The organism is Argonema antarcticum A004/B2 (assembly GCF_023333585.1).
In the GTDB taxonomy this organism is placed as follows: Bacteria; Cyanobacteriota; Cyanobacteriia; order Cyanobacteriales; family Aerosakkonemataceae; genus Argonema; species Argonema antarcticum.
Map to the genome: position 1 here is coordinate 21007 of NZ_JAIQZN010000052.1, position 15423 is coordinate 36429.

Sequence of the window (15423 nt, forward strand, 5' to 3'; positions counted from 1 at the left end):
GTAGCATCGTTATCATATAGTTTGAGGTGTTGTAGGGGCGGGTTTATAGAAAAACTCTCCTGCTCATAAATATCCTAGATAAACCCGCCCCTACTATGCAATAAAGATGCCAACGGACATGATATCACTGTTAAATCTCTCTTCCTACCCGTTATTTCTATCTCTGGATATACCATATTAATTGGTAAGCCAAACTTTTGGCAGAGATACTAGCCTAATTTTTTTGATATATCTATAAGTGTGGTCTTGCCAGTAATCAATCTTAAAAAAGCCGTCACCCAATTTTTGATTTTCGCTGAAAATTTTGGATAGACCGAATCAATTTGAAATTTTGGATGTCAGATTTTCGCTGTAAATTTGGGAGCCAATCTCAAATCCAAAATATCAAACTGCTAGATAAAAATCATGGCCTCGATACTTATTCTCGTAGGTAAGTTATATGTATACTCAGGGAACTTTAAGACGATATACAGCCAAAGAGAAAAATTTTAATGAGACAGTTTCAAGTCACAGTAAACTTGATGGAGCCAAACCGGATGGAGTAAGCACAGCCGATGCAGTAGCCTTTTACGTTCCCATTGCCTTGATCGTCGGTTGTGGAGTTCTTTTTTTCATGCTGTTTAAAAAATGGACTGCCATCAAACATGAAATTGCTTTTAACGTCAAGCCATATCATCAAATTCCTTGTAGGAAATGTCGATTCTTTTCAGGGAATCATTATCTCAAGTGTGCAATACAGCCTTCTGTTGCTTTAACCGAACAAGCGATCCATTGTTCTGACTACTGCCCTCAAGATGACGAAGGATGAATCTAAATATTCAGGTGAAAGAAGCAAGTCCACGCGAAGACGCTCTTATTGCGGAACACTTTTATCAAATGTGGCTGGACAATGAGGTTACTGCTAATTCTATCGAACCTGATTGGCTTAACATTACGCTCCAATTCATCGAAGAGGCACGCCAAAAACTATTCTATAAAGCCTTTGTAGCCGAAATTGATAACCAAATCATTGGTTCAACGAGTTGCCAGATTTTTGCAGGACTTTATCCGCATATCCTCAAAGCGGAATATCGGAAATATGGATATATCTGGGGAGTTTATGTCGAGCCGGACTATCGAGGACAAGGAATTGCTAAAAAACTCACCAGTACGGCAGTTGAATATCTCAAATCCCTCGGTTGTACGAGGGTTATCTTACACGCCTCACCACCAGGCAAACCTGTCTATTCAAGCTTGGGTTTTTCACAAACTAATGAGATGCGGCTAGATCTGATTTGACTTTTGATTTTGGACTTTTGACTTTTAGAGTCCCTATTAATACCAAATCCGCAACGATTACCCCCTTTATCTCGATCGGCTGTAGGGACAATTCATGAATTGTCCCTACAATGTTTATGCCAAAAATTCTCATGGGGTAACAAACCCGGATTTGGTATAACTTATGCTTTAATCGCAACTACTCGAATTCTGCGGTAGTCGGCTATCCAGGTTCCATCTCGATACAGAGTTGGCTTCAAACGACGCTCAATTTCTTGAATTGCACTTGCTTGTTGTTCGGCAGAAATTCCTGAGAGAAAATGACTTGCGAACATTTGAATCCAGTTTCCTATACCTGCATCTCCATCTTCTAGAGGAGTGGGCCGATCGAATAAAACGGCATACTTTACGTCAAAGCCTTGTTGCTCTAGCAGTGTAGCGTACTCACCGATGCTGGGAAAATACCAAGGATTCATTTTTTCCGGGGACGGATAGCCGAGGTCTACCAAGACACTGTAGAGTGTTTTGGCGATCGCATTGATATTCCCCTTACCACCAAATTCCGCCACAAAGCGACCTTCTGGCTTGAGTGCGTCTCGAATGCAACCGATAACAGCATCCGGTTCTTGAATCCAATGCAGCGCCGCATTAGAAAAGACAGCATCAAAAGATCGATCGACTTTAAAATCCTTCCCATCTGCAACCGCAAACTCAAGATCGGGATAGTTTTCCTTCGCCTTCTCAATCATAGCAGGAGCATAGTCAATTCCCATCACAATAGCTCCAGCCTGGGCAATCTTTTCCGTCAATTGTCCCGTACCGCAGCCAAGGTCAAGAATTCGCTCCCCCGGTAGTACAGCCAGCAAATTAAGTAACTCTTCGCCATATTGCCAAACAAATGAATGTTTTCTCTCATAGAGAGAAGTATCCCAACGATTTTCTAGCATAGCAAAATCTCCTTTATCCACATCTTACAGCGAGTTTCAGTTGCATTAAGTACACCCCAGAAACCCGGTTTCTTGAAGAAACCGGGTTTCTCTGCACCTAACTCACCTGAAAAAAGCTGTAAAAGGTGAGAATCTTTAGCCCCCCTTTTTAAGGGGGGTTGGGGGGATCTCTTCGTAAATCCTAACTGATTCGATCGATAAATTATATCATGTCCTTACGCATCGGCCACCTAAAAAACGCTTCTTCTTACTCTTATCTGCGTTTATCTGCGTTCATCTGTCTTCATCTGCGGTAAAAATGTAACCAACGATGACAACAGACAATTTGCCGAGTTCACTCATGTACTTTTAGATCCCAAAAATTCAGGCCGTGAGTGGTGAGTCTGTTTAAGTTTTTCCTCCAAAGCGTGCCAATCTGACTCTTCGATATGGGCAATCAATTCGTCAACCCTGTGGCGATATTGTTGGAGACTTCGCAGCAATTCGCCTTTATTATACCGCGCCATCATTACTCCTAATTCTGGATTTCCGCCGCCAACCCGACTGGTATCGCGGAAACCGGAACTAGCCAATTGTTGTGCTAATTCCAACACATTTGGGTCAGTTTCGCTCATGCAAGCATCAATCAAACCAGCACTCACAATTACTGGCAAATGGGAAATCCAAGCCACAGCTTTATCGTGGTCTTCTGGACGGCAGAGATAGAATTTGCAGGCGAGCGATCGCACAATTTCTTCTACTACCTTCACAGCATTTGCAGGCGTCGTTTCCACAGGCGTCAGCACATAAGGATTGCCAGCAAATAAATTGGATATAGCCGCATCCAAACCGCTTTCTGTTGTTCCAGCCATTGGATGTCCGCCCACAAAATTAGGCCAAATAGCAGCAGCAGCTTTAACAATCGGCGTCTTCACCGAACCCACATCTGTCACAATTGTATGAGCAGAAATGTGGGGAATTAGTTCCTCAATTGTGGGAATAATTGCGCTCAAGGGAGTGCATATAAAAACGACATCAGCCGCAGCCAGCATTGACAGATTGACACCAGCATCATCCACAATGCCGCGTGCTAGAGCCTCCTGACAAGTACTAGAGCGACGGCTGACACCCAAGATTTGGTGGCCGATCGCACGCAAATCTAATCCTAACGAACCACCAATTAATCCCAGTCCAACAATACCAATCTTCATCGCTTCTGAGATTAAAGGTAATACCTAACAGTAGTAACAACCCGACTTTTGCGAGCGCGTAACTGCGCTTTCAAGAACACAGCCGTTTGGTTATGCAAAATTCCCTCCCACCAATTCCGCGTTACAAAAGCCGGAATGATTACCGTCGATAAAACACCAGGGTGTTTATCTTCAAACTCGCTCACAAAATCGACAATCGGAGTAATTACCGATCGATAAGGCGAATCCAGAATTACTAAAGGAATATCTGCCTCTAGTTGTTGCCATCGTTTTTGTAGCTTCTCGCGATCTGTTGTACCGATATCGACACTAATCGCCACAATTTCATCGGCTATGCTGCGTGCATAGTCTAATGCTTCTAGAGTCCCTCGGTTCAATTGACCTACCACAACCACTGCTGGGTGAGTAACAATATCCGTTTTTGGTCTGGGAATAGAACTCCGAGGCGCTATTCCCTCAAGGGTAAGACGTTCTGCCACATATTTATAGTGACGGCGAATGGCTATAAATAGGGTCACAAGCAAAGGAATTGCCACCACAACTAACCAAGCGCCCTCCTGGAATTTTGTCGCTACGATCACTCCTAGAACCACTGTTGTAGCAATAGCTCCTATGCCGTTCATCAAGGCGCTTGCTCTCCAACCGGATGTTCGTTCTTTGAACCAGCGGCGTACCATCCCAGCTTGGGACAGAGTAAATGAAGTGAACACACCCACAGCATACAAGGGAATAACTGCGTTAACTTGCCCTCGGAAAACAACGATCAAAACACCAGCACATACGCTCAAGAAAATAACGCCGTTGGAATAGACTAGACGATCGCCCAATAGTGCTAATTGTCGGGGCAAAAATCCATCGCGAGCCAAAAAGTAACAAAGTCTGGGAAAGTCGGCAAAGCTAGTATTGGCAGCTAAAAGTAAGATTAACAGCGTGGCAACTTGGATAAAGTAGTAAAATGGGTTATGTTCTCCCAAAATCTGGCGACCCAACAGTGAAACTACTGTTTGTCCCTCTTCTGGAACAATATGGTAAGCATTGGTTAACAAAGTAATTCCCAGGAACATGATTCCCAGAATTTCGCCCATAAACAGCAATGTAGTGCGGGCATTTTTAGACTCAGGTTTCTTAAAGGCTAGAACACCATCCGATATGGCTTCCACTCCGGTAAGCGCCGTACAACCTCTAGAAAAGGCATTCAAAACGAAAAATAAACTGACCGATTCTTTAACTGGAAGATCGGGGTAATTCTCAGGTATATGTCCGGTAGCCTGTTGATAAAAACCAACGCCAATCAGGATAAAAATGCTGACAACAAACGTATAAGTGGGAATCATAAACAGCTGACCTGATTCCCGTACCCCCCTCAAATTTGCCACCATCAGCAGAAAAACAAAGACCAAACAAAGTTCTACTGTCCAGTGCTGTAACTGTGGAATTGCTGAGGTTAGAGCGGCTGTACCCGCAGAAACGCTAACTGTGACCGTCAGGATGTAGTCGATCATCAGCGAACCACCTGCCACCAGTCCTGGAATTAGGCCCAGGTTCTCGCGAGCAACGATGTAAGAGCCACCACCCTTGGGGTAGGCTCGAATGGTCTGCCGATAGGAAAAAACGACGATTCCCAGCAGCAGGACGATCGCGACAGAAATTGGTACAGACCAACCCAGAGCAGCACTTCCGGCGGCTACCAGAACCAGTAAGATTTCTTCTGTGGCGTAAGCAACCGATGAGAGCGCATCAGAGGAAAGAACAGCTAATGCAGCGGCTTTACTCAACCGTTCTTCTGCATGGGCGCTCGTCGGTAACGATTCACCAACCAGAAATCGTTTGACTTGAGAATAAAACGACATAGAGAGTCTACCGATACGATCGCTGCTATCTAGTCTAGGAGACTGGGTTTACTCGTTAAAGTATAAAGCCCAACCTATACAGTAGGGTTAGCGCTATTAGCATATCAGCGTTAACAATTGGAATAGGGATAACTCCAAGAGCTTCTCCTGCCTCCAAGAGCCTCTTCTGTCTCCCAGATGTAGCAAACTAAAAGTGAAATGGTATTGGCACTCCCGCGCCGGAAGTGCCATCAATCTAGTAAGTATGTTTGCAAGGTAGCCTAATGCAAGTAGAAGAATTTCTAAAAAAATACGCAGCAGGAACCAGAGATTTTACTGGTGTTAACCTCAGCGAGGCCAATTTAAGTGGCGTTAACCTGAGCGGGGCCAATTTGACCGCAGCCAACCTGAGCATATCAAACCTCAGCGGCGCTAACCTCAGCGAAGCCAATCTAAGTCAGGCCAAACTCAACGTTGCTAGGCTCAGTGGAGCCAATCTCACTAATGCCAATTTAAACGGAGCTATCCTTAACGTAGCCAATTTGGTTCGCGCTGACTTGGGTGGAGCCGAACTCGTCCAAGCTTCCCTGATCAGAGCCGAACTGATTCGGGCTGAACTTAGTGGGGCTAACCTCAGCGGTGCTAACCTAACAGGAGCCGATCTGGGAGAGGCAAGACTTAGGTTAGCCAACTTGAGCGGAGCTAACCTGAGCGAGGCCAATCTCAGGGGAACCTGCCTGACAGAAGCCAGCTTGGAACAGGCTAACTTGCACGGGAGCGATCTGAGTCGGGCTGACCTCAGCGGAGCCGACCTCAGAGGTGCGGAACTCAGACAAACCAATCTCGGTTTAGCCGATCTTAGCGGCGCTGATTTGAGTGGGGCGAATCTGAGATGGGCCGATTTGAGTGGGGTTAATCTCAGATGGGCTAACCTGAGCGAGGCAAAGTTGAGTGGGGCAAACTTAAGTGGGGCGGATTTGAGCAATGCGAACTTATTAAATGCTAGTCTGGTTCATGCGGATTTAAGCCAAGCCAATTTGATCCGGGCAGATTGGGTTGGTGCCGATCTAACGGGTGCAACTTTAACCGGAGCTAAACTCTATGCTGTTTCCCGCTTCGGTCTGAAGACGGAAGGCATGACCTGCGAGTGGATGGATTTAAGCCCGGAAGGCGATCGCTCACAGATCTACCGTCTGGGCGTCGAAGAAGCGAGAAGGTTTTTTCATCAAACATTACCTACCATTCGTATCATCGTCGATGCCCCTTTAGACCAAGAAGCTAACTTTGCCTTAGCTGCCACTTATTATCACTTCGCTCAAGAATATCCGAGCCTAAATCGCCCACCCAGTATTGAAGTGGGCGATCGGAGAACTACTATCACACTTAGGATTGATAGTGACGAGCAATTATTTCCTACTGCTTATGTCGCTATTTCCCCCTTTGACGATGCCTCTGCCACTCAGGAAAATATCATGACTTTGCTCCAAATGGTTCAACAAGAAGATATAGAAACTCTGAACGCTCAAGAAAAAAATCAACTTCAGCAAATAGGTGGCGACCTAATTCACTTAATTGATAAACTCCAAAAGAGTAAACTTTTAAAATTTTTCCCTAGAAATTTTAAAAAAGGTATTTTTTTTCAATCCCCAACTCAAACAATTTTAAACAATTCCAACGAGGGAGTTTTAAATCTTTATAATCATCCTACTTTTGGCAAAAAGATTATTACGCCGTTGAAGATAGAACCGGCGGTTAAAATAGCTGCAAATCCCAATAAGTTAGCATTACCTGCTTTGAATGTAATCTGTGATTTCATCAAAACATTTCCTTGAGCGAAGAATGAGTCTTTTTTTCGGAAAAAATCGCATTTTGCCGCGAGGAAATTGAGAAATATGATAACAGCAACAACTAAAAAGTTAAATGTTGTTTGAACTATCAGGATTATGGATAAGGTAGCCAATCATGGAAGTTGAAGAATTTATAACTAAATACGAAGCAGGAGAAAGAAACTTTGCTGCTGCCAACCTGACCGAGGCTAACCTGAGTGGCTTGAACCTGAGCGGTGCTAATTTCAGTGGGGCTAACCTGAGTGTGGCTAACCTCAGTGGCGCAAATCTCTATTCAGCAAACTTAAGCCATGCCAAACTCAACGTTGCGAGACTGAGCGGTGCTAATCTCACCAAGGCTAATTTGAACAGAGCTGTCCTCAACGTGGCTAACCTGATTCGAGCAGACTTAGGTGGAGCGGAACTGATCCAAGCAGCCTTAATCAGAGCGGAACTGATTCGAGCCGAACTCAGCAGAGCAAATCTTACTGGGGCTAACCTCACCAGCGCGGATCTCCGAGAAGCAAAGCTCAGACAAGCTAACCTCAGTCGCGCTAACCTGAGTGGGGCTAATCTCAGGGGTGCTTCTCTGACAGCAGCCAACTTGGAGGGGGCAAATTTGCACGGGAGCGATCTGAGTAGAGCGGATCTTACCGGCGCTAACCTCAGAGATGCCGAACTCAGACAAGCTAACCTCAGTTGCACCAACTTGAGTGGAGCCAATTTGAGTGGGGCAAATCTGAGATGGGTTGACTTAAGTGGCGCGAATTTGAGATGGGCCGATCTCAGCGATGCCAAATTGAGTGGGGCTAACTTAATTGGGGCAGACTTAAGCAATGCTAATTTATTAAATGCCAGCTTGGTTCACGCCGATCTCACGCAAGCAAGATTGATCCGGGCAGATTGGACTGGTGCAGACTTATCGGGAGCTACTTTAACTGGGGCAAAACTTTATGCGGTGTCGCGCTTCGGTTTGAAAACTGAAGGCTTAATTTGTGAGTGGGTAGATTTAAGCCCGGATGGCGATCGGACCCAGATTTACCGCCTCAGTTCTGAAGAAGCGAGAAAGTTTTTTCATCAAACTTTACCTACCGTCCAGATTATTATCGACGCACCCTTAGACCACGAATCTCATTTTACCTTAGCTTCCTGTTACCATCAAATCGCTCAGCAACAGTCAGTTTTCTACCTACCACCCAGCATTAAAGTAGGTCGTCGCCGCACTCTGCTCACATTTGTGATAGATAACGATAACCAATTATTTTCCACTGCTTACCTTGCGATTCTTCCCTTTACAGATAGTGAAGCTACTCATAAAAATATCATTATCTTAATGCAGATGCTGCAATCGCCAGAGATGGACAATTTGGGTATCAAAGAACCTCAGCGCCTACAGAATTTGAGTAATGCTCTTATTCAAGGATTGAGTAAAATCTTTGCGAGCAAGTTATTGAAAAGTAGTTTCGTCATCAAGGAAGATTCTAAATTTTTTCAATCTCCTACCCAGATCGTGTTAACTAATTCAAGCGATCAAACATTGAATATATATCATCATCCCCAGTTTGGGAAACGTTTTGTTAAACCATCCAGCTTCGCAAATCCAGACCAAATAACTTCAATAGAGCCAGTCAAATATACTCCGCCTTCTGCTAGCGTAGTTTTTGATTTTATCAAAAATTTTCCAACCTTGGAAAAATAACTCTTCAGGTTGAAAAATTATTATAATAAGCAAAGACGAAAGTTGGTAAAATTGGCCTGGAGTAGAGAGGGGAAGAAAGATGAACGCATGGCGCGATCGCTTCGGGCAGATGATGGGCCGTAAACGTTTTGTGGTCTGTCGTCTATTTATCCATCTAGGTGGGGAACAAATCGCCCCACTGCTGGGCGTCCTCAATCGGGCTGCAAGGCAAGCAATTGATGCAGAAGGCGATATGCAAGTTTTGGGCGAAGGACTGGTGGACATCTGTCAAAGCCTATTGCAATACGACACCTACTGGCAATCTGCCGCCAATGAAGGCAACGTCTTTTGGGAAGAAGGCGAAGCTGGTGACGAATTCAACAATTTATTTACCGACTCAGCCCAGCGCTACTTAAGCGGCGAACCAGATCTCTCACGCCCCGCACCTGGAGCAAACGACCCTTTGTATCTGCCGGTGACTCGTCACCTGATTGTGATGATTACAGTGGCCTATGAAGGCGAAGTTCCCGAATTGGAAGGGGATCTCTCCAACCTAAGCGCCCTCAAAGCTGGCCTGAAAGCATTGATTAACCTACACTATAAAGGAACCTTGCGGGCCATCCAAATTCACTGGTCACCCGCTCAATTGGGCGATGAATTAACTTCTGACCAACTGTTGGAGCATTTTCCAGAATTAATCCCTCTCTAACTGGTAGCAAAAATAGATTGCTGCTTTACACCCTCGCGAGTAGGTTCTCCCTAAACCAAGTTTGTTGTGAAATTATCATGGCCAGTCACCAAACCGTATTTCGTAAATTTACTATCCTTTTTCTCGCTGTGACCTTGTGCTGGACAACCGTCGCTTGCGGCGGCAATTCTACCTCAAACAGACAATACAATCAAAACGTCCCGGTGCGATCGGCTCCCACCAAAATCAATCCAGGGGAGTATCCCGTGCAGCAGGCTAGCTATAACGATGCCAATGGGGAATACAGCTTGTTTTTGCTCAACACCCAGCCCGGTACGCCCTCTACCTTTCGCACCACAGACTTACAGATGGCAAGTCTGACACCAGAAGAGGTATCCGCTGGCAAAAAGAGTTATCTGAAGGTGGAAAACGGTCAAACCTCTTTGCACTTAAAGGAAGACTTCAAGATTGAATATATCCACGCAGTCACCGAAACTCGGACAGACCCGCAAACCGGACAACCCCAAACCGTCATTGTGCGTCAGCAAAGCGGCGGCTTCTGGGCACCCTTTGCCGGTGCTGTAGCGGGGAATGTGGTGAGCGGTCTTTTATTTAGACCCCAGTACTACGTGCCGCCAGTATATCAGCCTGGAGTCAGCCTTATGACTGGCTATGGCGGGTATGGCAGCACCTATAACCAAGCGGTGGGACAGTACCAAACTCGTTACCAAACGCCTCCACCGGCGGTAAAAAATCGACAATCCACTTTACGTACTACGGGTAATATCAGAAACTATCCTTCTTCTCGGCCAAGCTACACCAGTCCTTCGCGCCCATCTACTACCAACCGCCCCACAGGTTCTGGTTTTGGCTCCAGTACTCTGCGCCAATCTGGCAAATCTCAACCCAGTCGCAATCCATCGTCTAGTTTTGGCAGCGGTGGCAGGAGTCGAAGCAGTGGTTTCGGCAGCAGAAGGCGCTAAGTTGCAGAAGGCGCTAAGTTGCAGAGGAGCAGAGGAGCAGAGGAGCAGAGGAGCAGAATCTTCCCTCTCTTCCCTAACCCCTAGCCCCTAGCCCCTAGCCCCTTCTTCCATAGCCCCTATTTTCGATCGCAGCGTTCAACTCGGCTAATAACCTGCCTACAATTAAATACGGACTAAAATTTCAGTCTGTAGGGGCATAGCATACCATCCAATCAAGCGGATAAAGGTTAGCTTTTGATTCACCCACCCCATCCCCTGCTTTGGAGATTGGGAAACGCAATAACGGCAATAAATTTTTTAGGAACTCTTGCTTCATGTTTACTAAGCAGGTAACGGACTCGAAAGTATACAACTGGTTTGAGGAACGCCTAGAGATTCAGGCGCTGGCTGACGACGTATCCAGCAAGTACGTTCCTCCCCACGTCAATATCTTTTATTGCCTGGGCGGGATTACCCTGGTTTGCTTTGTGATCCAGTTCGCCACTGGATTCGCCATGACGTTTTACTACAAGCCAACTGTTGCCGAAGCTTTTACCTCGGTGCAGTACATTATGACGGAAGTTAACTTTGGCTGGCTCATCCGTTCCATCCACCGCTGGTCTGCCAGCATGATGGTACTGATGATGGTTTTGCACATTTTCCGAGTCTATTTAACGGGCGGTTTCAAAAAGCCCCGCGAACTGACTTGGGTGACTGGCGTCATCCTGGCTGTAATCACGGTTTCTTTTGGCGTGACTGGTTACTCTCTACCTTGGGATCAAATCGGTTACTGGGCGGTGAAAATCGTTAGTGGCGTTCCCGAAGCAATTCCTGTGGTTGGTACGCTAATAGCTGACTTGTTGCGCGGCGGTTCGAGTGTGGGTCAAGCAACTTTGACTCGCTACTACAGCGCCCACACTTTTGTTCTGCCCTGGCTAATCGCGGTGTTCATGCTGCTGCACTTCTTGATGATTCGCAAGCAAGGCATTTCGGGCCCATTGTAATCTCGGCTCGGCAACTGCCGTTTTAAAGAATGTAACAGAGGAGAGCATTTTCCACTATGTCAATCATCAAAAAACCGGATCTCAGCGATCCAGAATTACGCGCCAAACTAGCTCAGGGTATGGGCCATAACTATTATGGCGAACCCGCTTGGCCTAATGACCTGCTGTATGTTTTCCCCATTGTGATTATGGGGACGATCGCATTGTGTATCGGTCTGGCTGTTCTCGATCCAGCAGTGGTTGGGGAACCGGCTAACCCGTTTGCGACGCCTCTGGAGATTTTGCCAGAATGGTATCTGTGGCCTGTTTTCCAGCTCCTGCGTACAGTACCGAATAAATTGCTGGGCGTCTTGTTGATGGCTTCAGTACCCTTGGGTCTGATTCTTGTTCCATTTATTGAAAATGTTAACAAGTTTCAAAATCCTTTCCGTCGTCCGGTGGCTACAACTGTGTTTTTGTTCGGTACTCTGGTTACTATTTACCTGGGAATCGCTGCCACTCTGCCGATCGATAAATCCATCACCTTGGGTCTGTTCTAAAAACTGAATAGCCTTTGATATGACGTCCGTTGAGTTTCTTAGCAGTATATAGAGAAATTCATCTGGCGTCATATTGATTTTAGATTTTAGATTTAAAATTAAATGTCAATTTCTGGGATAATATATATCCCTCTGCCTAAAATTACTGACGGGTTGAGACACACACTATCTTGAGGAGGATTAGAGTAAAAAAATGCCGAAAAAGCCAAAATTTCCCTATCTAGTGGGTTCAAAATGGACAGCCAAGCAGAAAACTTGGGGTTGGCGACATTTTCAGGTGGTAAACCGAAAAAAAGAGGGCAAGTGGGTATTTGCGGAAATGGTGGCATCCTGCGACCCTAGCGTCCGGTTTTGGATCAATGCCAAATCTCTCAAGCAACAATCTATGTGGCAGGCTGGTTGGCAATCTCTACAAGAAATGCAGACGATCGATGAGATACATCTGTGGGAAGATGATTCATCCAAAATATTGGTATCAGCGATGGATCGAGGATAAGGTGTGTCAGTGTACAATATTGTGCTGGCATGGCTAATGGCAAAGTCTCCCTGTGTTGTGCCTATTCCCGGTGCTAGCAAGGTTTCCAGTATTGAGGACTCGGTGCGTGCGGTTGATGTGAAGCTGTCTGCTGAGAAAGTAGCAAGGATTGACGACGCGACAAAAGAGTGAGGTGTGCGATCGCTTAACGTGAGGGTAGCACGATATGCCTACAGCACGCTATGCGATCGCCTCTGTTGCCAAAGTTGCGATCGGCATCTTAATCGTTTTTGACAATTTATAGCAACCGCCAGGGCGATGAGGGCAACTCAAACTGTTACCTTTAGTTCATCATCCCTTACGGAGTAACCTTTTTCCTCTTCCCTAGCCCCTAGCCCCTAGCTATAATAGTGAATGCGTCAATCTCTAAGCCGTAACATAAGTATCGTTCCCCTCCATTGGTAACACCCTAAGCTGTTGATTTTTTAAATCGGGTTCCAATCCTAACTCCTCTAAAGGAATTACGCCTAGCAAAGGCTGTTCGCCGCCTGGAAGTTCGACACAATCAAATATTCCTTCTCGTCCCACTAAGGCAATTTTAACTCCTCGGAAAACACGAGCTTTTTTGAGTCCTGCGGCTGTCCTGGTGTCTATTTCTCTTAGGAATGTCAAACCCAATTGATTGATGATTTGAGCGGGTAAGCAAAGTCGAGTTGCACCTGTGTCTATTAAGACATTTTCTAGTGTAATAGAGCGGATCTGTTCCGGTGGCATAAAGCCTCTTGATGCTAAAAATTGGTCGCCTAGATTTGTAAATGTTACTGTCGTGATGACTTTGCCCATTTCTTTGATGGTTGTTGATGACATAGCGATCGCTCTAATAATCATAGTTGCTATTTTTACCTCTGTTAAAGATATTGTTAATTCCTATAAGCGCTATTTTAATATAGATTGCTTGTTGAAACCCATTGCGATCGGCTGCGATCGATCAATTTAATTACCGATAGTTTAACTATTTGTTAAATTAGCAAAAAACCTCTTGTCAAAATCTGCATCTTGACATATCATTTAAGAATGGGAATCTGTGCGCTCATATATACCAATTTTTAGATTAATAGACAACCTTCAATTGCTTAATCAAAATTCTGTAGGGGCGTTCGCGAAGTGGCGCGGATGCGCGATTCATTCGGGCGACAGTTTATGAAATCTAACCAAGATATAACTATCCGAATACTTTGCCCCTTGCCCCTACCCCGCATTCACGTTTCTGCTAATAGTCGGAAATACTCCTCTCTAGAAATTCCCGCAGTTTTCAGGTTAGTGCTGATAATTGAAACAGAAATTTCATCATAAGTAGGAATCACAACGGGGCGTAAAATACCAGGTTTAGTGTAGGAACGATGGCTTCCTTCTTGCCTAGCAAATTCAAAACCAGTGAGGAATACATTTTCTAGTCGCTGCCAGGAAATGGGAGTAATTCTTGGCATATTTAGACTCCCATTGTGACAGAATGTTTTTCAATTGCCACCCATTCAGGACTTACTCACTTTCCATCTTGGAATTTGTAGCCTGTTTCTTGGAGAATTTCATCTAAAGTGCCTATATCGGCGGCGGTGACTAGAAAAAGGTGGACTGCTTCATCTAAGGCAATTCTGGCTGCTTCTGGTGTTGGCCCAGAACTCATCACATCTAAGGGCATCGCGTGGGCAACAAATTGCGATCCTTCTTTCCAAATTTGAACTGTGTAGTCGATGTGCATTTTTGTTAACTCCTATAAGGTATAGACGGGACTTCAGCCCAATATCCGCCTTCTTCTGCTTCGTGAATGATGACTTTGATTTTCATTGGGTTATTATCTTATTATTAATTTTTTGTTCCATTCTTTATTATACAGAGTTAATGGCAACCCTCATAGCCCGCCAGCGATTTGAATCGCTGGCGGGTCTGGACAACACAGCTAATTAATTTACTACTAGATTAGTTCTCCATCTTCAAGAGTGTAAATATCGGGTTAATCTTTGAGAAAATCAAAGCTACCGCCGCTTTGGGCGAGTTGGATTAATTCGGAAGTGGAAGGATAGGGAATATTGGCAAATAGTTTTTTTTATAGTAAAATTCGCTCCTCTGGAGAGAGAGACATGATAACTTGAAATACGGATTCAACTAATTGGGTGTTAATCGTTTATTCTCCTAATTTATATTAAATTGTTCTTATTCTGATAATCTCAATTGCTTCTTTACTTCTGCTAACGATATTGAAGGTTTATCTGCATCTTCCTGTTTGGCATTTCGCAAATCTTCTAAATCTTCTAACAATTCTTGCAGTGCTTCAAATTCCTCGTAAGGGAGGACAACGAATTCTTTCTTGCCGTTTTTGCTTAAATACTCTGGGTGTAATTCAATCATGGCAGGTTTTTACTTATCCTAATTATAATGTAACTGAAGTAGCAGATATGTCATCAGAAAATTTTAGAGGGAAAAGGGATATTTCAACCACGCTGCCGAAATTGTGCGCGTACCACTCGCCACAGAAAGTTAGTCGCATTTTTTAGCCAATTTCTGTTAGAATGGGAAGGTGTTGCCGAATTTGCTTCTATGCGCTGAATTTCATTTTCAGCCATTTGAACATTTGCATCGAGTTCCATTGATTGAAATAGTTGGCGAGAATTGCGAAAAGCCCCTATTGCATCTAATTTTCGATTCTCTTTTTCTAAGGCTATTCCTAAATTAAACCAGGTAATACCTTCAACAAGACGATTGCCTATTTCCCTTTTAATTTCTAGAAATTGCTGATAGAAACCAATCGCTTCCTGATATTGTCCTAGAGAATAGTAAGCATTGCCTAAACCACCAAGGGACATACCTTCACCAAGACGATAGCCTATTTCCCTCGCAATTTCTAGAGATTGCTGATAGAAACCAATCGCTTCCTGATATTGTCCTAGAGATTTGTAAGCATTGCCTAAACCACCAAGGGAATTAGCTTCAAACTCGCGATGATTGATTGGTTGTAAAATTGCTAGTGCTT

Annotated in this window: 18 protein-coding genes; 10 read left to right on the forward strand and 8 right to left on the reverse strand. The window is 44.7% G+C overall.

Annotated features, from left to right (window positions below; all coding sequences use genetic code 11):
* Positions 1-439 precede the first annotated feature (439 nt).
* Positions 440-808 carry a hypothetical protein gene (locus LAY57_RS20740; protein ID WP_249068778.1) on the forward strand — a complete coding sequence of 123 codons (369 nt, stop codon included), beginning with the start codon at positions 440-442 and terminating at the stop codon, positions 806-808.
* Positions 805-1278 carry a GNAT family N-acetyltransferase gene (locus LAY57_RS20745; RefSeq protein ID WP_249068779.1) on the forward strand — a complete coding sequence of 158 codons (474 nt, stop codon included), beginning with the start codon at positions 805-807 and terminating at the stop codon, positions 1276-1278. Before LAY57_RS20740 ends, LAY57_RS20745 begins: the two co-directional genes overlap by 4 nt.
* A 161-nt stretch (positions 1279-1439) precedes the next feature.
* On the opposite strand, the gene LAY57_RS20750 is transcribed toward LAY57_RS20745, so the two are convergent.
* The 3 genes from LAY57_RS20750 to LAY57_RS20760 form a co-directional block, all read right to left on the reverse strand.
* Positions 1440-2204 (reverse strand): class I SAM-dependent methyltransferase, encoded by a 765-nt coding sequence (locus tag LAY57_RS20750; protein WP_249068780.1) that lies wholly within the window; start codon positions 2202-2204, stop codon positions 1440-1442.
* Between the two features lie 338 nt (positions 2205-2542).
* Positions 2543-3394: a prephenate/arogenate dehydrogenase gene (locus LAY57_RS20755; protein WP_249068781.1), complete on the reverse strand. Its 852-nt coding sequence runs from the start codon at positions 3392-3394 to the stop codon at positions 2543-2545.
* 11 nt (positions 3395-3405) lie between these two features.
* Complete coding sequence (locus LAY57_RS20760) at positions 3406-5244, reverse strand: APC family permease (RefSeq protein ID WP_249068782.1); 1839 nt, start codon at positions 5242-5244, stop codon at positions 3406-3408.
* A gap of 263 nt (positions 5245-5507) precedes the next feature.
* Between LAY57_RS20760 and LAY57_RS20765 the strand changes: the two genes are divergently transcribed.
* The 8 genes from LAY57_RS20765 (at position 5508) to LAY57_RS20800 (ending at position 12587) form a co-directional block, all read left to right on the forward strand.
* On the forward strand, positions 5508-7055 hold the full coding sequence (locus LAY57_RS20765; RefSeq protein WP_249068783.1) for a pentapeptide repeat-containing protein: 1548 nt from the start codon (positions 5508-5510) through the stop codon (positions 7053-7055).
* Positions 7056-7185: 130 nt separating this feature from the next.
* Positions 7186-8748, forward strand: coding sequence for a pentapeptide repeat-containing protein (locus LAY57_RS20770; protein ID WP_249068784.1), 1563 nt, complete (start codon positions 7186-7188; stop codon positions 8746-8748).
* Between the two features lie 79 nt (positions 8749-8827).
* On the forward strand, positions 8828-9436 hold the full coding sequence (locus tag LAY57_RS20775) for a DUF1517 domain-containing protein (protein ID WP_249068785.1): 609 nt from the start codon (positions 8828-8830) through the stop codon (positions 9434-9436).
* 77 nt (positions 9437-9513) lie between these two features.
* Positions 9514-10398, forward strand: coding sequence for a hypothetical protein (locus LAY57_RS20780; protein ID WP_249068786.1), 885 nt, complete (start codon positions 9514-9516; stop codon positions 10396-10398).
* A 314-nt stretch (positions 10399-10712) separates the two neighbouring features.
* Positions 10713-11381, forward strand: a complete 669-nt coding sequence (gene petB, locus LAY57_RS20785; protein WP_249068787.1) for a cytochrome b6 — start codon at positions 10713-10715, stop codon at positions 11379-11381.
* A gap of 56 nt (positions 11382-11437) precedes the next feature.
* Positions 11438-11920 carry a cytochrome b6-f complex subunit IV gene (gene petD, locus LAY57_RS20790; protein ID WP_249068788.1) on the forward strand — a complete coding sequence of 161 codons (483 nt, stop codon included), beginning with the start codon at positions 11438-11440 and terminating at the stop codon, positions 11918-11920.
* 193 nt (positions 11921-12113) lie between these two features.
* Positions 12114-12416, forward strand: coding sequence for a TIGR02450 family Trp-rich protein (locus tag LAY57_RS20795; protein WP_249068789.1), 303 nt, complete (start codon positions 12114-12116; stop codon positions 12414-12416).
* A 3-nt stretch (positions 12417-12419) separates the two neighbouring features.
* The gene (locus tag LAY57_RS20800) at positions 12420-12587 is read left to right on the forward strand and encodes an aldo/keto reductase (protein WP_249068790.1); all 168 of its coding nucleotides are present in this window, start codon (positions 12420-12422) and stop codon (positions 12585-12587) included.
* A 234-nt stretch (positions 12588-12821) separates the two neighbouring features.
* Here LAY57_RS20800 and LAY57_RS20805 read toward each other — a convergent pair whose 3' ends face one another.
* The 5 genes from LAY57_RS20805 to LAY57_RS20825 form a co-directional block, all read right to left on the reverse strand.
* The gene (locus tag LAY57_RS20805; protein ID WP_249068791.1) at positions 12822-13262 is read right to left on the reverse strand and encodes an aspartyl protease family protein; all 441 of its coding nucleotides are present in this window, start codon (positions 13260-13262) and stop codon (positions 12822-12824) included.
* Between the two features lie 392 nt (positions 13263-13654).
* Positions 13655-13882 carry a type II toxin-antitoxin system HicA family toxin gene (locus LAY57_RS20810; RefSeq protein ID WP_249068792.1) on the reverse strand — a complete coding sequence of 76 codons (228 nt, stop codon included), beginning with the start codon at positions 13880-13882 and terminating at the stop codon, positions 13655-13657.
* Between the two features lie 56 nt (positions 13883-13938).
* A complete protein-coding gene (locus LAY57_RS20815) occupies positions 13939-14154 on the reverse strand; it encodes a hypothetical protein (protein ID WP_249068793.1) in 216 nt (71 codons plus the stop codon).
* 452 nt (positions 14155-14606) lie between these two features.
* Positions 14607-14801, reverse strand: a complete 195-nt coding sequence (locus LAY57_RS20820) for a type II toxin-antitoxin system prevent-host-death family antitoxin (RefSeq protein ID WP_249068794.1) — start codon at positions 14799-14801, stop codon at positions 14607-14609.
* 83 nt (positions 14802-14884) lie between these two features.
* Positions 14885-15423, reverse strand: a 539-nt coding sequence (locus LAY57_RS20825) for a tetratricopeptide repeat protein (protein WP_249068795.1), incomplete at its 5' end; no start/stop codon positions are given.